The following is a 17835-nucleotide window of genomic DNA, read 5'->3' on the forward strand; positions in this document are numbered from 1 at the left end:
CCATGGCCCGGGTCCCCGCTATGCAGGCAGTCGTCGACGTGCTGGTCGACGAAGGCATCGACGTCGCCTTCGGCTGCCCAGGCGCGGCGATCCTGCCGCTCTACGACGCGATGCAAGGCCGCGGCATCGACCATCTGGTGGTCCGCCACGAAGAAGGCGCGACGCACATGGCCGACGGCTGGGCGCGCACCACCGGCAACGTCGGCGTCGCCATCGGCACGTCCGGTCCGGCGGGCACCAACATGATCACCGGTCTCTACACCGCGCACGCGGATTCCGTCCCGATCCTGTGCATCACCGGGCAGGCCGCGACGACGAAACTGCACCAGGAAGCGTTCCAAGCGGTCGACATCGTCGAGATCGCGCGGCCGGTCACGAAGTGGGCGGTCCAGGTGAAGGAAGCGGCGCAACTGCCGTGGATCTTCCGCGAGGCGTTCCGGATCGCGCGGTCCGGCCGTCCCGGTCCGGTCCTCATCGACCTCCCGATCGACGTCCAGAAGCAGATGATCGAGTGGGATTCGTCGATCGATTCGGCCCTGCCGGTCAGCACGGTCAAACCGGCTCCGGCGCGGGTCGAGCGGGCGCTGGACATGCTGCTCGCCGCCGAACGTCCGCTGATCCTGGCCGGCGGCGGCGTCGTGCTCGGCGAGGCGAGCGACCCGTTGCGGCGGCTGGCGGAGCGGCTCGGCGTCCCGGTCGGGGTCACGCTGATGGGCAAGGGCAGTTTCCCGGAGGACCACGAGCTGTTCGCCGGCATGGCGGGCATCCAGACGTCGCAGCGCTGGGCCAATGCGGCGTTCCTGGAATCCGACCTGGTCCTGGCGCTGGGCGCGCGGTTCGGCGACCGGCACACCGGCGAGCTGTCGGTGTACCGCGGCGACCGGAAGTTCATCCACGTCGACATCGAGCCCACGCAGCTGGGCAAGGTGTTCGGACCGGACCTCGGCGTCGTTTCGCACACGCGGGAGTTCCTCGAAGCGCTGCTGGCGGCGCTCGACGCGCGCACCGCTCCGGCGCGGGACCGCGCGTGGGTCAAGCGGCTCGGCGACCTCAAGGCGGAGCTGCCGCGCAAGGAGGACTTCGACTGCACGCCGATCAAGGCGCCGCGGGTGTTCAAGGAGCTCAACGAGTTCTACGGCCCCGAGACGTACTTCGTGACGGCGATCGGGCTGTACCAGATCTGGTCGGGGCAGTTCCAGCGCGCGCATCTGCCGCGGCACTACCAGGTGTGCGGCCAGGCAGGCCCGCTCGGCTGGGAGATCCCGGCCGCGATCGGGGTCAAGAAGGCCCGGCCGGACGCGGAGGTCGTCGGCGTGGTCGGCGATTACTCGTTCCAGTTCCTGGTGGAGGAGCTGGCGGTCGCCGCGCAGTACGACGTCGGGTTCGTGCTCGTCATGCTCAACAACGAGTACCTGGGGCTGATCCGCCAGTCCGAGCTGCCCTACGAGATGAATTACCAGGTCGACATCCACTACGACGACCACGGCACGGACAACGTGAAGATCATGGAGGCCTACGGCTGCTCGGGCACGCGCGTCGAAGACCCGGGCGAGATCCGGTCGTCGCTGGAATGGGCGCGGAAGGAAGCCGAACGCACCCGGCGGCCGGTGCTGGTCGAGATCATGATCGAACGCGAGGGCAACGCCGCGATGGGCGCCGCACTGGACGCGGTGCGCGAGTTCGAAGCGGCTGACTGACCGGGAACCGGGCCGGGGCATCGAGGTGCTCCGGCCCGGTTCCCGGTGCTAGCGCGCGGGAATCAGGCCGGCCAGGGAAGCGAGCGCCTCGGCGTCGCGGGTTCCTGGCGTCGCGTGGAAGACCACCAGCTGCAAGCTGACCGGGCCGGGGATGTCGAGTTTGTCGCTGTGCAGATCCAGATTTCCGGCTGTGGGGTGGCGGAAACGGACGAGGTGGCCGGTACGGGGCCTGACGTCGTGCCGGGACCAGAGATCCCGGAACTCTTCGCTGCCGGCGGTGAGGCCGGCGATGAGTCCGGCTGCCGCGGGGTCGGCGATGCTGGGGCCGAGCGCGGCGCGCAGACCGGCGACGCCGTCGGCCGCCGTCTGGTCCCAGTCCCGGCGGAGCTCTCGTTCGGCCGGGTCGAGGAAAACCGCGCGGAGCAGGTTTCGCCCGACCGCGTAGTTGGGCGAAACCGCCGCGGCGACGGGGTTTGCGGCGAGCACGTTCGTGAGCCGGTCCTGGACGTAGGCGGGGTTCGTCGCCCAGGTGGAGATCAGCTCGGCGATGCTCGCGGGCACTCGCGGCTCGGCTCGGCCGGGCTGGGCTGGGGCCGCCAGCTGGTGCAGGTGCTGGCGGGAGGCTTCGTCGAGGCGGAGTGCCCGGGCCAGCGCGTCGAGCACCTGTGCTGACGGGTTCTGGTCGCGGCCCTGTTCCAGCCGGATGTAGTAGTCGCTGCTGATTCCCGCCAGGAGCGCGAGTTCCTCGCGGCGCAGTCCTCGCACACGGCGTCGTCCGTTGTCCGGCAGGCCGACGTCGGCCGGGGAGATCCGCTCTCGCCGGGCACGGAGGAAGTCGCCGAGGAGGTTGTCCACCGCACCAGTGTATTTGATTCAGTGAGTGCTGTACTGTTGCGGCAGTGCTGACCTCTGAGACTCGCGAACGGGCGCTCGCCCGGCTCGGCCGGGCACTGGCGGACCCGACGCGCTGCCGGATTCTCGTGGCGCTGCTGGACGGGGTCGTGTACCCGGCACAGCTGGCCGCGGAACTGGAGTTGAGCAGGTCGAACGTCTCGAACCATCTCGCGTGCCTGCGCGGGTGCGGGCTGGTGATCGCGACGTACGAGGGGCGGCAGGTCCGGTACGCGATCGCTGATCCGCACCTCGCCCACGCGTTGGCGGAGCTGACGCGGGTGGTTTTGGCTGTCGCTCCGACGGACGCGTGTGCCGGCGAGACGCAGGCGGCGCGATGACCGAGCCCTGCCGGGACTGTTGCGCGGATTCGTCGGGTGGCGAGGCCGTGTCGGTGGCTGGCCCTCCGGTGGTGGATGCCGCGCGGCGGGCGGTCTTGCGGCGGAGAGTGCGGTGGCTGGTCGCCGGGACGATCGCGTACAACGTGGTCGAGGCGATCGTCGCGGTGTCGGCCGGGACGATCGCCTCGTCGTCGGCGCTCATCGCGTTCGGGCTGGACTCGGTGGCCGAGGTGCTGTCCGCGGCGGCGGTGGCGTGGCAGTTCGGGAGCGCGGATCCGCAGCGGCGGGAGCGGGCTGCGCTGCGGGTGATCGCGGTGTCGTTCTTTCTGCTGGCGGCTTATGTCGCGGTCGATGCGGTGCGGTCGCTGTTCGGCGATGAGGCTTCGCATTCGACGGTCGGGATCGTGCTCGCCGCGGTGTCCTTGGTCGTGATGCCGGTGCTTTCGGGCGCGCAACGCCGGGCCGGGCGGGAACTCGGCTCGGCGAGTGCGGTCGCCGACTCGAAGCAGACGCTCCTCTGTGCTTACCTCTCCGGCGTGTTGCTGGTCGGGCTGCTGGCGAACGCGCTGTTCGGCTGGTACTGGGCGGATCCGGTCGCGGGATTGGCGATCGCGGCGGTCGCGGTCCGCGAGGGGTTCGAGGCCTGGCGGGGCGAGCACTGCTGCTGATCGCGGGTCAGGCGTTGCTGGACGGCGCGCAAGCTCATGGCCAGCGCGATGAACACGCCGATCAGCATCAGTGCGGCGGCTAGATCGCTCACCTTGGCGGGCCTTTCTCCGGTGGGTCGTCTCGGATCGAAAGCATGACCTGACGCGGGCCTGGATTTCGCCGACGCTCACGCTTCCTTGACTGCGCTTCAGCCGATGTTGATGCCTTGACTTATGCGGACACGTGTCCGTTAAGCTGACCGGACACGTGTCCGCATGAAGGTCAGGGGTAGGGAATGCCAGTTCTGGCAGGGAAAGTCGTCGCGATCACCGGGGCGAGCAGCGGAATCGGCGAGGCGACCGCCCGGCTGCTCGCCGCACGGGGCGCGGCGGTGGTCCTGGGCGCGCGCCGCGAGGATCGGCTCGACGCGCTGGTGAAGGAGATTCGCGGCGGAGGCGGTCGCGCGATCGCGTGCGTTGCCGACGTGACCCGGCGCGCGGACCTGGAACGGCTGGTGCGACGGGCGGTCGAGGAGTTCGGCCGGCTCGACGTGCTGATCGGCAATGCCGGGATCGCGAAGCTGGGGCCGGTGGCGGACGGGGACGTCGACGGATGGTCGGCGATGATCGACGTCAACGTGCGCGGTGTGCTGAACGGGATCGCGGCGGCGTTGCCGGTGTTCCGGCGGCAGGGACGGGGTCATCTGGTGACGACGGTGTCGACGTCCGGGTTGAAGATCGTGCCCGGGCAGGCGGTGTACGCGGGGACGAAGAACGCGGTGCGGACGATTCTGGAGGCGCTGCGGCAGGAATCCACGGACGGTGTTCTGCGGACGACGTCGGTGTCGCCGGGGTTCGTCCGGACGGAACTGGCGGATTCGATCGACGATCCGGCGGAGCGGGAGCAGATCCGGCGGCGGTTCGAGGAGTTCGCGCTGGATCCGGCAGCGGTGGCGCGGGCGATCGCGTTCGCGGTCGAGCAGCCGGACGATGTGGAGATCGGCGACATCACCATCCGGCCCGCTGTGCAGAACTAGCGCGCGAGGGTCAGAGGCACGGCGGCTGGTAACCGTCGATGAGGAGTTCGCGGAAGTCGAGCGAGTTGGGGGTTTTGCCGACGAAGACCAGCCCGCGGGCTTCGGTCAGCGCGGACGCGAACGTGTACTGCGGCTGGCCCAGTTCGGGAAGCCAGGTCCAGGAAGAGGCGTCGAACGGGAAGAATGTGCGGACCAGCTGCCCGCCGGTCGAGGGGATGCGGGTGAGCCATTTGTCGCCGCCGCTCCAGTGCGAGGCGGGGCGCAACTGGACGTAAAAGTCGTCGTCGGCGCTGTAGGTCAGCCAGAATCCGGCGGAGTGGCTGAGGTCGGCCTGCGCGTCGAACTGGTTGCCCAGCCAGACGACGGCGACGTGCCACTCGTTGTTCTGGAAGGCGATTTTCGCCGCGTAGCCGTCGCCTTCCGGGACGAGAAGGCTTCCGGTGGGCGGGACGGTCGTGCCTTCGCCGCTGGCCAGCCATTTCTGCAGCCGGTTGATCGACGGGGTGCTGCATTCGTCCTGCCCGTCGGCGCGGTGCTGCGCGGCGGGCGCGGCTTGGGCAGCCTGGGCGGCTGGGGCGGAAAGCGGGGCCAGCAGCAGTACGGAAATCGCGGCGAGGACAGTGGTTCCGGCCTTGGTCCGGCGAGATGCGGGCATGGTTCGGAAGCTACCAGCGGGATTTCCGGGCGGTCAGGGCCGTTAGTCGGCTTCTGGGCAAATGGTATGGACCTTTCTGGCAAAGGATCAGACCACTGTGGGTCGGGGTCGCTGGGCAGGCGGTCCGTCGGGTTCGGCCCGCTGGCGGCCGGTGCGTGGCGGCCGGGCATTGGCAGCGCTATGCGTTTCACTGGCGTGCGGCCGCTCGTTGCAGGAACCCGGTGGCCGGCCGGCGGTGCCCGGCTGCTGCGGGGTCGCACCCGATTTCGAGTCGCTGGCCTGCGCTGCTGGTGGTCAGCATGCGCCCACCGATGGTCGGTGCGCGGCCGCCCGTGGCTGGCGTCCGACTGCGGCCGGTGGCGTGTGGCCGCGGTGGCTGGCGCTCGACTGCGGTGGGTGGTGTGCGGCCGCGGTGGCTGGCGCTCGTCTGCGGCCGGTGGCGTGTGGCCGCGGTGGCTAGCACGTGACTGCGGTGGCTGGCGTTCGACTGCCGCCGGTGGCGTGCGGCTGCGGTGGCCGGTGCTCGTCTGCCGGGCGGCGGTCGAGCACCAGCCTGGTGCCGCCCCGAGGCGCGGACGCCGCGCGGGGCGTGCGGCGGCCTCGCAGCGTCGGCAGCCGGTCCGTAGCGGAGCGCCCCCGGTGCGCCGCGGGTGCGTGCCACGGAGGTGCCGTCGGCAATGACGGCGGCAATGGCGGCGGCGTACCCGGGGTCTGGCCGGAATACTCGGCTCTCGGGTATTCCAGCCAGTCTCCGGTTAAAGCGGAGCCGTCGGCGGTCGCGGGGATTCCGGTCGGCCGTGCCGCCGACCGGGTATCTCGCTGGGCAGCGACACCAGAAGGGTCAGAACGGCGGCTCCTCACCCAGGCCGGCGCCGGCGGCCACCGGCGCGGCGCCCCAGGCGTCCCCGCCTGGTCCGTTCGTTTCGGCGCTGTTTCGGCTGGCCTTGGTGACTCGGGCGGTCGCGTACCGCAGCGAAGGGCCGATCTCGTCGACCTGCAGTTCGACGACGGTGCGTTTTTCGCCCTCCTTGGTCTCGAAAGACCGCTGCGCCAACCGTCCGGTGACGAGGACCCTTGCTCCCCGCGTGAGGCTCTCTGCGACGTTTTCCGCTGCTTGCCGCCATATGCTGCACCTGAGGAACAAGGCCTCGCCGTCCTTCCATTCGCCGGATTGCCGATCGAGAGTGCGAGGTGTTGACGCGACGGTGAAATTCGCGACCGCTGCTCCGGACGGGGTGAAGCGCAGCTCCGGGTCCGAAGTCAGGTTTCCGACCACGGTGATGACGGTTTCTCCGGCCATGCTCAAACTCCTTTGTTGTGTGCAGCCAAATCCATGGCGACCGATCTGAGGGTCGATTGTTGGTGAATCAGCCGTTCGGTACTGCTGAATAACGAGTGCGGTGGAAAGTCGCGTCTCTTGAGCCTCTGCCGTGGTCTTGGCAAGAGCTGGCGGGAGGAAGCGCTAGTGCGTAAGGCGGCCCTCCGAGACGCTGCGGAACTCGACGGGGCGAAGGCGGGTGCGGTCAGGGTTTCGATGACGGTGCGGACGGGTCCTCCGGCCATGGTGACGGCTCCTCTGTTCGGTGCGGACCCGGGACCGGGCGCCGCTTCGGGAACCAGGAGACCATCCGGGTACGACAGTTTCCGGGGGTTCTCGGTCACTCCATCGGGTGGGATCCGAAACAGAGCGGGTTCCCGCCGTTCGGCTGTTGTTCCGGGGTGGGGCGGCGGGCAGCATGAACGGCATGGTCGGTGGGACGTGGGGTCGGGCGGCGGCGGTGGTCGCCGTCGTGGGGATTTCGGTGGCAGGGCAGGGGATCGCGCCCGCGGAGGTCGGGGCGAAGGCCGGTTCGGCGACAAGCGCGGCGCAGCCGCCGGGGGATTGTTGCGGCGGTCCGTCATCGTGGACAACCGGGGACAAAACCGCCCTCGGGACGGCGGCCGGGACTGCCAGCCCGTTGTGGTTCACCGTCGCGGGAGGGGTCGCGTCGGAGGTGTTTTATCCGCGCGCGGACGTGGCCAACATGCAGGACATGCAGTACGTGGTCACCGACGGTAAGTCCTTTGTGGACCTTGAGCGCGACGCGACGGAGCACGTCGTTTCGATGCCGGACGAGAAGGCGCTTGAGTACACGGTCACGAACACGGCTAAGAGCGGGCGCTATCGGATCACCACGACGTACGTGACTGACGCTGGGCAGCCGACTCTCCTTACCCGTACGCGGTTTCAGTCGCTTGACGGGGGTCAGTACCAGGTTTATCTGCTGGCGAATCCGTCGATGGCGGGTGGCGCGGCGAACGACATTGCGGCGTGGGACGGGACCGGGCTGACGGCCAGCGGGACGGAGCAGTTGTTCGGGGCCACGACAACTGTGGCGTCGGCGTTGCGGGCGTCGACCGGATTCGTCGCGCATGACAACGGATATTCCGGTGCCGCCAGCGATTGCCTGGTAGACTTGCGGGCACATCGAACTCTTGCGAATCACTTCGATTCCACTGATCACGGCAACGTAGTCCAGTGTGGACAAATACCGGTCGGGCAGGACACGACGTTTTCGGTCGCGCTCGGGTACGGGAGTGACGTCCAGGGCGCGGCGGCGGCCGCGGACGGGTCGTTGGCCAGTGGGTTCGGCAATCTGGAGCAGGCGTATCGGCGCGGGTGGGAGGAGTATGTCGGCAGCCTGAAGGCGGCGCCGGGCAGCGTGGCGGGCGACGAGCGGCAGCGGAGGGCGTATTACGTCGCGCTGATGGCGTTGCACGCGGCGGAGGACAAGGCGCATCGCGGCGCGAGTGTCGCGGGGCTGGCCACGCCGTGGGGCGACGTCGTGAACGGCGACGTGCTCAACGACGGGTACCACCGCGTGTGGGGCCGGGATCTGTACCAGCAGGCGACCGGACTGCTCGCGGCGGGCGACGCGGCGCAGGCGAAGCGGATGGCGCAGTTCCTGTGGACCTCGCAGTGGATCTCCGCGCCCACCCAGGGCGACGGGACGACGTATCCGGCGGGGGCGTTTCCGCGGTACAGCCCGGTGAGCGGGGTCCAGGGGGCCACGCCGCAGCAACTCGGCTGTTGCGAGCAGCTCGACCAGGATTCCGACGCGATCATCCTCGCCTGGACGACGGGGCTCACCGACGCGGCGACGTACGCGCGGGTCAAGGTGACGGCGGAGCACATCCGCACGAGCGGGCCCGCGACGACGGAGCGGTGGGAGGAGCAGTACGGCCGGTCGCCGTCGTCGATCGCGGCCGAGGTCGCGGGGCTCGTGACGGCCGGGGCGATCGCGCGGGCGAACGGCGATACGGCGGCGGCGCAGCAGTGGGAGTCCACCGCGGACTCGTGGCGGGCGCAGCTCGACAGCTGGACGCGGACGACCGCCGGCTACTGGGGCGGCCACACGTATTACGAGCGGATCGACAAGGGAACCGACCCGAACGACACCGGGCAGATCTGTTTCGACGAAGGGTGCTTCTACGAGCACGACGTAGTCGACTTCGGATTCCTCGACCTCGTCCGGCTCGGGATCCGCGGACCGGCGGACCCCGAAGTCGCCGAGTCGGTGGCTCCGACGGCGGCGGCCCGCGACGGCAACGCGTCGATGCAGGTGAGGACCCCGAACGGCGACATCTACTTCCACCGCTACCCGCACGACAACTACGGCGAGAGCACCACCGCCTGCACCGGCTGGCCGGCGAACGGGCCGCAGCGGTTCGGGCGGCTCTGGCCGGTCCTGTCGGGCGAGCGCGGCGAGTACGAGCTGGCCAACGGGCGTCCGGCGGCGGTCTACCTGAAGTCGATGGCGGACGCGGCGAACGACGGGTACTTCATTCCCGAGCAGGTGTGGGATCGCGCCGATGTCGCGTGCTTCGGGCTGGGCCGTCCGACCGGGAGCGCGGCGCCGCTGATGTGGGCGGAAGGCCAGTACCTCCGGCTCGCGCAGAACACGGACGCGGGGAAGAACCTGGAGACCCCGGAGGTGGTGCGGCAGCGCTACGGCGGCTGACCCGGCCGTTCGCGACGACGGCGGCGACCAGGGCCAGCCCGAGTCCCACGCCGGTCAGCACGGTGAACGGCTCGCCGAACCACACCGTGCCCCACACCGACGTGACTGGCGCGATCAGGAACATCAGGCTGTTCACCGCCGTCATGCCGATCCGTCCGACGAGCAGCCAGTACAACCCGTACCCGCCGAAGGTCGCCAGCACGATCAGCCACGCGAGGGCGAACCAGAAGTGCCCGGACGCGGGCGGCGCCGCGCTCCCGGTCGCCAGTGCGAGCGCGGTGAACACGACCGCGGAGGTGGCGCAATGGACGGCCAGCGCGCGCAACGGGGGAGCGGGAACGCGAGCCCGGCGTTCGAGCACGGTCGAGGCGACTAGCCCGAGCATTCCGGCGAACGGGATCAGGTACGCCCAGGCGGGGGCGTGCGAAGCGGCGTCCGACCAGCTGACCAGGACCACGCCGACCAGCCCGAGCGCGAGCCCGGCCCATTGCCGTCCGGTCGCCGCGACGCCGAGAAGCGGACCGGCGAGCGCGGCGGCGACGAGCGGTTGCACGCCGTCGATGAGCGCGGTCGTGCCGGTGCTGACGCCTTCGCCGATGGCCCAGTAGACAGTGAGCAGATAGCCCGACTGGGACAGCAGGCCGATCAAGACATGCCTGCCCAGTTCGCCAATCGAACCAGGGCGCAGGAAAGGCGCCAACAGCAGCGCCAGCGGCAGGAACCGCCACATCAGCACGGTCGGCACGGACGCGTCCGCCGCGCCGAGCTTCGCACCGATGAACCCGGACGACCAGCACACCACGAACAGGACGGCCGCCCCGACTATACCGCTCTGTTTACCCATGGCGCTGGACTATACAGATCGGTATACACTGGGGCCATGACGATCGACTGGACGCCGAAAGCGCAAGCGGTGCTGACCGCCGCGTCGGAACTGTTCTACGAACGCGGGATCCACGCGGTCGGCGTCGACGTCATCGCGGCGAAGGCGGGCGTCGCGAAGAAAACGCTCTACGACCGGTTCGGCTCGAAGGATCGCCTGGTCGTGGAGTATTTGTCCGCCCGGGACGCACGTTGGCGGGAGTTCCTGGGCGAGTGGCTGGAGCGGGCCGGAACGACGCCGCGGGACCGGGTGCTGGCGGTGTTCGACGCGTCCGAAGCGTGGGCGAAGAAGTACGGCGGCAAGGGCTGCAGCATGATCAACGCACACGCGGAGATCAGCGATCCGGCGCATCCGGCGTACGCGGTGATGACCGAGAGCAAGCGGTGGCTTCTCGGCGTCCTCGTCGAATTGGCCGAATCGGCGGGCGTTCCGGAGCCGCGCCAGGTGGCCGAGCAGATCATGCTGCTGCACGAAGGCGCGACCGTGATGGCAGGAATGCGGGTCGCCGAGAACGTCTTCGCGCGGGCGGCGCAGACGGCGGTGGTGCTGCTGGGCTGAGCGGTCAGCGCGTCGAGCGGATCTTCTCGTAATGCCGTGCGGCGCGCGCTCGGTTGCCGCAGGCGACGGAGCACCATTCGCGGCGCGGATGCGTCTTCATGAAGTAGAGCACGCAGCCGGGCGCGTAACAGGCGCGCAGCTTCGCCGCGTCCGGTCCGCCCAAGAGTGCGATCGATTCTCGTGCCACGCGGGCTAATCCGGTGACGACCGGCGAAGTGCCGCGGGAGGAGCCTTCCTGCAGTTTCCCGGCCACGAAGGTCAGTTGGGGGACTGGCAGGCGGGTCACCAGGTCGTTCAGGTCGCCGAGCGCGGTGTCGAGGTCGACGGTGGGGGACTGCCGCTCGTCGGCGGTGACTTGGGCGGCGAGCCGGCGGACGGCGTCGCGAAGCCGGCGCGCCAGCGCGAGTTCGGCGGCCGAGGGCGGGCGCGAACCGCGCTCGATGCCGACGTCGTCAAGCCACGCGTCGAGGTCTTCACGGGTGCGGAGATCGTCGTGGAGCCCGCTCGTGTCGGCCCAGACGGTCGCCATCAGGCGGACTGGCACCACCTCGTCCGGCAGCATGCCCATGGCCGAGACGGTATCACGGATGGAACGGGTTGCATCCGTGAGAAGCGGATGCTAGAACTTCTCACGGAATCTCACGGTTAAACCCGTGAGAAAGGGAGGGTGCAATGAGCCACGCGATCCGGCCGGCGTTCCACTCCGGCGAACTCGCCGTCCAGCGGGAGGCGGGAGTCGAACGCCAGGCCGCGCGCCTGTCCCGGATGGCCGAACCGGCCGGGATTTCCCCGGGAACGGCAGGGTTTCTGGCCGAGCGGACGTTTCTGGTCGTGACCGGACGCGACGCCGGCGGACGGCTGTGGACGTCGCCGATCACCGGCCCGCCCGGGTTCTTGGAGACCAGGTCGGAGACGACGCTCGCGATCCATCGCACGCTGCCGGAAGGCGATCCGCTGCACCGGCTTCCGGCCGGGCAGATGCTCGGCATGACCAGCGTCGAGTTCGCGACCCGCCGCCGGGTCCGGATCAACGGCACGCTCGCGACCACCGCGAAAGACCACCTGATCGTGGAGGTCGAGCAGGCCTACGGCAACTGCCCGCAGTACATCCAGCAGCGGGACCTCACGCAAGACGTCGAGCCGGCAGCACCAGCAGGAGAACGCGCTGAACTGAGTCCGGGCGACACCGAGCTGATCCAAGCGGCGGACACGTTCTTCCTCGGCACCATCAATCCCGCGCACGGCGCGGACGCGTCCCATCGCGGCGGCGCGCCCGGATTCGTCCGCGTCGAGGAGAATGCCTTGCGGTGGCCCGATTATCCGGGAAACAATCTCTTCAACAGTCTCGGCAACATCGCCGCGAACCCGGAAGCCGCGCTGCTCTTCTTCGACTTCGCCACCGGCCGCGTCCTCCAGGTCTCCGGCACCGCCGCGATCGAATGGGGCGAAGCCGGCCGCTCCGGCGACGACGGCTATACCGGCCGGATCGTCCGGCTGGAAGTGCACCGCGTCGTCGAGGGCCGTCCGGTGGCCCGGCAAGTCGCGCACGCGCCGTACCCGCGCAATCCTCGGCTCGTCAAGTGAAGGGACCCCTGTCATGACCGAATCGCGGCCCCCGTTCCCGCCGTTCGACCTCGCCGCTGCGCTGCGGAAGGTCCAGGCCGCCGAGGACGCGTGGAATACGCGGGACCCCGAGAAGGTCTCGCTCGCGTACACGCCGGATTCCGTGTGGCGCAACCGCGACACCCATGTGGTCGGCCGCGCCGCGATCGTCGAGTTCCTTGCCGCGAAGTGGGAGCGCGAGCAGGACTACGCGCTGCGCAAGGGGCTGTGGGGCTTCCGCGAGAACCGCATCGCCGTGCGGTTCCAGTACGAGAGCCGCGACGCGGAGGGGCAATGGTGGCGCAGCTACGGCAACGAGCTGTGGGAGTTCGCCGGGAACGGCCTGATGAGCAGGCGCGAGGCGTCCATCAACGACCGGCGGATCGGCGAATCGCAGCGGCGGATCTTCGGGCCGCGGCCGGAGGCCGAGCGCGGGGCCGACTTCCCGTTGTGGTGAAAGAAAGAACCCGGCCGTCCTTCCGGTGGGTATAGGAAGGACGGCCGGGCCGGTGCCGCGTTCGCGGGGATGGGGGAACGCGGGCTCCGCTCAGGCGCCGGTGCGCGCCTGCCGTTTGCGGGACACGAGCCGCCAGCCGACGGCGAGCACCACGACGATCGCCGGGATCGAGTAGAACGCGATCTTCTCGGCTCCGTCGGAGAATCCCATCAGCACCACGACCAGCACGAGGAATCCGAGCGTGGCCCAGCCGGTGTAGGGCGCGCCGGGCATGCGGTAGCTCGGCCGCTCCAGTTCGCCGCGCAACGCCGCCTGGCGCATGCGCATCTGCGAGTACACCAGAGTCGCCCAGGTCGCGACCACGCCGAGCGACGCGACCGCGGTGGCGATGTCGAAGGCTTCCTTCGGCAGCAAGTAGTTCAGCACCACGCCGAACACGTAGGCGACGGACGTGAAGAGAATTCCGCCGTAGGGCACATGCCGCGAGTTCATCTTGCCGACGAACTTCGGCGCCTCGCCCTCGTCGGCGAGCGCGCGGAGGATGCGGCCGGTGGAGTACAGGCCCGAGTTGCACGAGGAGAGCGCGGCGGTGAGGACGACCGCGTTCATCACGTCGCCGATGCCGCCGATGCCCAGGCGCGAGAACACGGTGACGAACGGGCTTTCGCCGCCGTTGTAGAACGGCCACGGCAGCAGCATCGCCAGCAGCAGCACCGAACCGACGTAGAAGACGCCGATCCGCCACACGACGCCGTTGATCGCCTTGGGCAGCACCTTGCGCGCGTCCTTGGTCTCGCCGGCCGCGATGCCGACCACCTCGATCGCGGAGTAGGCGAACACGACCGCCTGCAGCGTCATCAGCGCGATGCCGACGCCGGCCGGGAAGAACCCGCCGTGATCGGTCAGGTTGTGCACGCCGGCCGTGGTGCCGCCGATGTTCGCGCCGGTGAACACGAGCCCGAGCGCGGTCACCAGGAAGACGATGATCGCGAGGACCTTGACGACGGAGAACCAGAACTCCAGTTCCCCGAACAGCTTCACGCTCAGCAGGTTGACCGCCATGAGCACGCCGAGCGCGATCAGCGCGGTGATCCACTGCGGCACGTCCGGCAGCCACTTGTGCACGTAGATCGCGACCGCGGTGATCTCCGCGATCCCGGTCATCGCCCAGTTCAGCCAGTACATCCAGCCGGACACGAACCCGGCCCACGGTCCGATGAACTTGCGGGCGTAGGTCACGAAACTGCCGGAGCTGGGCTGGTGCAGCACGAGCTCGCCGAGCGCCCGCATCACGAAGTAGGCCGCGATGCCGCACAGCGCGTAGGAAAGGACGAGCGACGGACCCGCTTCGTGGAGCCGCCCGCCCGCGCCGAGGAAGAGCCCGACCCCGATCGCCCCGCCGATCGCGATCATCTGCACCTGGCGGTTGCCCAGTGCTTTCGTGTAGTTGTCGCCCTCTTTGGCGACCACTGTGGATTCCATGGTTGCGTGACGCTAGCGGTAGCGCACCGCGTGACGCAGCACACCTAGGCTGGACTTAAGGTGTGCTCCAGATCACCGTGGAGGAACCGGGCAAACCGGGCAGGACCCGTTTGACTTCCGGAAAGCGTGCTGGAGCTGCGTGGATGTCCACCGTGGACGGTCCGGCCGGAGACTTTCGGGTAACCCGGGGCGTCCTCGAGGGTATCCGGGCGGCAAGGCCCGCGAGAGTCACCGGAACGGGCGACGAAGGGCCGCGGCGGCCATTCCACAGTGGACGGAAGCGCCCGGTGCGCGAGCGCGGCTGGCCTCACATGCGACGACGCGGCGGCGCTGGGCCGCTTCACGGCGGAGATACGCCGGAACACTAAACTCCGCGCCGTGCCAACCCCAGATTCCGACGCCTCCGCACGCAGGCAAGCTGGCCACCGTTGGCTCATCATCGGGCTCGGGCTCGTCTCCGCGCTGACCGCGGTGCTGTTCACCGTCGCGCCGGTGAACACTGAGACGACGACGTACCGATGGGACGGCGCGCAGGACACCGCGCTGCCGTTGTACCCGTACCACCCGGCCAGACTCGACGCGACCGTCCGCTGCGCCGGCCCGGACGGGCTGCTGCTCGCGACCACCCCGCCGGAAGGCAAGCAGGGAGCGGAGCGCGCCGCGGGCGGGCTGGAGGTCCGGGCGGCCGACGGCATCGTCAGCGCGAAACTCGGTGGCACGGAACTGTTTCGCCAACCGGTCGGCGGCGACTGCCACTTGAAGGTGCACGCCGACGGCGAAGGCACCACGGTCGGCACCGGCAAGACGGCGGGCAGGCCGACCGTCACCGGGCTGTACACCGAACACCCCGGCACGGTGTCCGCGCAGATCGAACCCGACACCCGATGGGTCAGCACGGCAAGCGCGGCGAAGATCGCGCTCGGCGTGGTGTCGGTGCTCGCGGTGCTCGCCATGATCGTGCTGCTGGTCCGGCGCGACCGGGCCGCCGCACGCCGCGTCCGGCTGCTTCCGCGGCGGGCGTGGGTGCCGCGGCCGGCGGACCTCGTGGTGACCGGCGTGCTCGGAGTCTGGTCCGTCGTCGGTGCGCTCACCGTGGACGACGGGTACATCTCGACGATGCTGCGCGCTCGCGGGACGAGCGGGTTCACCGGCAATTACTTCCGCTGGTTCAACGCGCCGGAAGCGCCGTGGGGCTGGTACTACGAACTGTACGCGCTTCTCGGCCGCGTCACGCCAGCCATGGTGTGGATGCGGCTGCCTTCGGTGCTGCTCGGGCTGGCGTCCTGGTTCCTGATCGACCGCGTGGTGCTGCCGCGGCTGGTGAACCGGCCGGCCCGGTGGACCCGCTGGGCGACCGCGGCCCTGTTCCTGGCCTGGTATGTGGCCTTCGACGTCGGGCTGCGTCCGGAGCCGTGGATCGTGTTCGGCTCGCTGGCGGTGTTCGCGCTGGTCGAGCGCGCCCTGGCGACCGGTGCGCTGACGCCGGTCGCGATCGGTTTGGCGGTCGCCGGCGCCACCGCGACGACGAACCCGCTCGGGATCGCGGCGTTCCTGCCATTCATCGCCGGGGTGCGCCCCCTCGCGCGGCTGGCGCGCAGGCGCGGAGACCTGCGCGTGCCCGGCGCGATCGCGGTGGTCGTCGGCGCCGGTGCCAGCGCGCTCCTGACGGCGTTCTACGACCAGCCGCTGACCGCGGTCCTGGAGTCGACTGCTGTCCGGCAGAAGATCGGACCGGATCTGCCGTGGCAGGCCGAAATCAACCGGTATGCCACCCTGCTCGACCCGTCGGTGGTCGAGGGTGCGCTGAACCGCCGGGTCCCGGTGCTGCTGATGCTCCTGGCGATGGCGCTGACCGCCGTGCTGCTGATCTGGCGCCGCGCTCCGGGACTGGCCGTCGGGCCTGCTCGCCGCATGGTCGTCATCAGTGTTCTCTGCCTGGTCGTGCTCGCGTTCACGCCGACGAAATGGACGCACCATTTCGGCGCGCTGGCCGGATTCGGCACGGTGGTCATCGCGATGCTGGTGCACACCGTCGCAAGGGGAGCGCTGGCCTCGGTGTGGGAACGGGCGGCGGCGCTGGGTTTGGTCGCGGCGACGACGTGGCTGGCGTGGTCCGCGCCGAACTGGTGGTGGATGCAGTCCGACTACGACGTCCGCTGGGGCGACACTGTCCCGACGGTCAAGGGAGTGCGGCTGGCGGATCTCGCCCTCTGGGCCGGGCTGGCCGTCGCGCTCGCGGGCGTGGTCGCCGGGGCTTGGCAGACCGCGAAGCGACGGGACGGGGCGGGGCGGGCGCCGCGCTGGCTGCCGAGGACGAGCTGGGTGATCGTCGCGGTGGCGGCCGCGACGGTGGCGGTCGAAGTGGTCGGGCAGGCGCAGGCGGTGAAGGTGCGCTGGGGCACCTACTCCGTCGGCCGGTCGAATCTGGCTTCGCTGGGCCTCGCCGCCAGCGCCGGCAAAGCCGGAAACTCCTGCGGCGTCGAGGACTGGCTGGACGTCGAGCCGGACATCGCGGCCGGTGTGCTCCGGCCGTCCACCCCGGCCTCGGCGGACGGGTTCGCGATGAACACCGCGTTCCCGCCGGACGCCCCGCCGCGCGCGCCGTTCGGCAGCGACCCGGAGCATCCGGCGTGGAGTTCCTACGGCGCGCCCTCCCGGACCGGCACGTTCGTGAGCGGGTGGTACGACCTGCCCGCCGGCATCGGGTCGCCGGATTCGCCGCCGGTCGTGATTTCCCGCGCCGCGCACGGGAAAGCGCAGGTGTCGGTCGAGTTCGCGAAGGCGGACGGGACCGTGCTGGCGACGGCGAAGGCCAAAGCGGACGACACCGGGAAATGGCTCGACGCACGCTTCGATCCCCGCTGGCAGGCGCCAGGGGCGCAACGGGTCCGGGTGGTCGCGCGGGACGAAGACCCCAGCGCGTCGGGCTGGGTCGGGGTCACCGCGCCGCGGATTCCGCGGCTGACGCCGCTGACGAACGTGATCCCGGTGAACGAGCCGGTGACATTGGACTGGACCAACGCGTTCGTCCTGCCGTGCCGGACCCCGGCGTCGCTGTCGGACGGCATCGTGCAGCCGGTGCGTTACCGGTTCGCGCCGGGGCAGGACGCGCAGTCGCTGGTCGGGGTTTCCTACTCCGCGGATGCCGGGGGACCGTACGTGCCGCTGTACGCCGACGCGAAGGCGACCGAAGTGCCGACGTACCTTCGCGGCGACAAAGTCCGGGAGCCGGTCGCGGTCTTCCGGTTCGACTACCCGGTGGCGATGCGGGGGCTGACCGTCGAGCACGGCACGCGGTCGACGTCCGGCCTGGCGAAACAGACCGCGGTGCTGGACCCGGACGCGGCGCCTGGCGGCGGGTAGCCGCACGGCGGGCGGCCGGGCGCATCGTGGTTCCGGAGCCGTCGATCGACTTCCGCGGGCCGGTCCCGGGATCTCGGGGCCGGTGTCGTATTCTCCGTATTGGCCGGAAGGCAGCACGTCGAAATCGAAGGCGAAACGGAAGTTCCGTCTTCGACGCGCGACCGGCGGCCCCAGTCTTCAGCACAGCCGCAGTTCCCCGTGGAATCCAACGAGTTCTTCAC

General features: G+C 69.9%; 14 protein-coding genes and 1 pseudogene. 9 read left to right on the forward strand and 6 right to left on the reverse strand.

The features are described from left to right. Positions 1 to 2: 2 nt before the first annotated feature. Positions 3 to 1697, forward strand: a complete 1695-nt coding sequence (gene gcl / locus H4281_RS02180; protein ID WP_182889158.1) for a glyoxylate carboligase — start codon at positions 3 to 5, stop codon at positions 1695 to 1697. A gap of 48 nt (positions 1698 to 1745) precedes the next feature. On the opposite strand, the gene H4281_RS02185 is transcribed toward gcl, so the two are convergent. Further along, positions 1746 to 2552: a helix-turn-helix transcriptional regulator gene (locus H4281_RS02185; protein ID WP_182889159.1), complete on the reverse strand. Its 807-nt coding sequence runs from the start codon at positions 2550 to 2552 to the stop codon at positions 1746 to 1748. A gap of 44 nt (positions 2553 to 2596) precedes the next feature. Here H4281_RS02185 and cmtR point away from each other — a divergent pair, with 44 nt between their 5' ends. From cmtR to H4281_RS02200, 3 genes are all read left to right on the forward strand, one after another. Next, positions 2597 to 2929, forward strand: coding sequence for a Cd(II)/Pb(II)-sensing metalloregulatory transcriptional regulator CmtR (gene cmtR / locus H4281_RS02190; RefSeq protein ID WP_182889160.1), 333 nt, complete (start codon positions 2597 to 2599; stop codon positions 2927 to 2929). Beyond that, positions 2926 to 3597, forward strand: coding sequence for a cation efflux transmembrane domain-containing protein (locus tag H4281_RS02195; RefSeq protein WP_220506590.1), 672 nt, complete (start codon positions 2926 to 2928; stop codon positions 3595 to 3597). The genes cmtR and H4281_RS02195 overlap by 4 nt, the downstream gene beginning before the upstream one ends. A gap of 275 nt (positions 3598 to 3872) precedes the next feature. After that, positions 3873 to 4613, forward strand: coding sequence for an SDR family oxidoreductase (locus H4281_RS02200; RefSeq protein WP_182889161.1), 741 nt, complete (start codon positions 3873 to 3875; stop codon positions 4611 to 4613). A 10-nt stretch (positions 4614 to 4623) separates the two neighbouring features. On the opposite strand, the gene H4281_RS02205 is transcribed toward H4281_RS02200, so the two are convergent. Both H4281_RS02205 and H4281_RS02210 read right to left on the reverse strand, forming a co-directional pair. Then, entirely contained in the window at positions 4624 to 5268 is a 645-nt protein-coding gene (locus H4281_RS02205; RefSeq protein ID WP_182889162.1) for a hypothetical protein, read from the reverse strand. Between the two features lie 841 nt (positions 5269 to 6109). Next, positions 6110 to 6568, reverse strand: a complete 459-nt coding sequence (locus H4281_RS02210) for a single-stranded DNA-binding protein (RefSeq protein WP_182889163.1) — start codon at positions 6566 to 6568, stop codon at positions 6110 to 6112. A 445-nt stretch (positions 6569 to 7013) separates the two neighbouring features. Here H4281_RS02210 and H4281_RS02215 point away from each other — a divergent pair, with 445 nt between their 5' ends. After that, on the forward strand, positions 7014 to 9269 hold the full coding sequence (locus H4281_RS02215; protein WP_182889164.1) for a glycoside hydrolase family 15 protein: 2256 nt from the start codon (positions 7014 to 7016) through the stop codon (positions 9267 to 9269). A 22-nt stretch (positions 9270 to 9291) separates the two neighbouring features. Here the strand turns inward: H4281_RS02215 and H4281_RS45110 are convergent. Further along, positions 9292 to 10113 (reverse strand): annotated as a pseudogene (locus H4281_RS45110) (DMT family transporter); the annotation flags it as partial. Positions 10114 to 10149: 36 nt separating this feature from the next. Between H4281_RS45110 and H4281_RS02220 the strand changes: the two are divergent. Further along, the gene (locus H4281_RS02220) at positions 10150 to 10710 is read left to right on the forward strand and encodes a TetR/AcrR family transcriptional regulator (protein WP_182889165.1); all 561 of its coding nucleotides are present in this window, start codon (positions 10150 to 10152) and stop codon (positions 10708 to 10710) included. 4 nt (positions 10711 to 10714) lie between these two features. Here the strand turns inward: H4281_RS02220 and H4281_RS02225 are convergent, their stop codons facing one another. Further along, positions 10715 to 11278 carry a CGNR zinc finger domain-containing protein gene (locus tag H4281_RS02225; protein ID WP_182889166.1) on the reverse strand — a complete coding sequence of 188 codons (564 nt, stop codon included), beginning with the start codon at positions 11276 to 11278 and terminating at the stop codon, positions 10715 to 10717. Between the two features lie 104 nt (positions 11279 to 11382). Between H4281_RS02225 and H4281_RS02230 the strand changes: the two genes are divergently transcribed. Both H4281_RS02230 and H4281_RS02235 read left to right on the forward strand, forming a co-directional pair. Then, a complete protein-coding gene (locus tag H4281_RS02230; RefSeq protein ID WP_182889167.1) occupies positions 11383 to 12294 on the forward strand; it encodes a pyridoxamine 5'-phosphate oxidase family protein in 912 nt (303 codons plus the stop codon). A 13-nt stretch (positions 12295 to 12307) separates the two neighbouring features. Beyond that, on the forward strand, positions 12308 to 12769 hold the full coding sequence (locus H4281_RS02235; protein ID WP_182889168.1) for a nuclear transport factor 2 family protein: 462 nt from the start codon (positions 12308 to 12310) through the stop codon (positions 12767 to 12769). Between the two features lie 90 nt (positions 12770 to 12859). Here H4281_RS02235 and H4281_RS02240 read toward each other — a convergent pair whose 3' ends face one another. Beyond that, positions 12860 to 14251, reverse strand: coding sequence for an amino acid permease (locus tag H4281_RS02240; RefSeq protein ID WP_182889169.1), 1392 nt, complete (start codon positions 14249 to 14251; stop codon positions 12860 to 12862). A gap of 378 nt (positions 14252 to 14629) precedes the next feature. Between H4281_RS02240 and H4281_RS02245 the strand changes: the two genes are divergently transcribed. Then, positions 14630 to 17614, forward strand: a complete 2985-nt coding sequence (locus H4281_RS02245) for an arabinosyltransferase domain-containing protein (protein ID WP_182889170.1) — start codon at positions 14630 to 14632, stop codon at positions 17612 to 17614. The last annotated feature ends 221 nt before the right edge of the window (positions 17615 to 17835 follow it).

This window comes from Amycolatopsis dendrobii (assembly GCF_014145675.1).
GTDB lineage: Bacteria > Actinomycetota > Actinomycetes > Mycobacteriales > Pseudonocardiaceae > Amycolatopsis > Amycolatopsis dendrobii.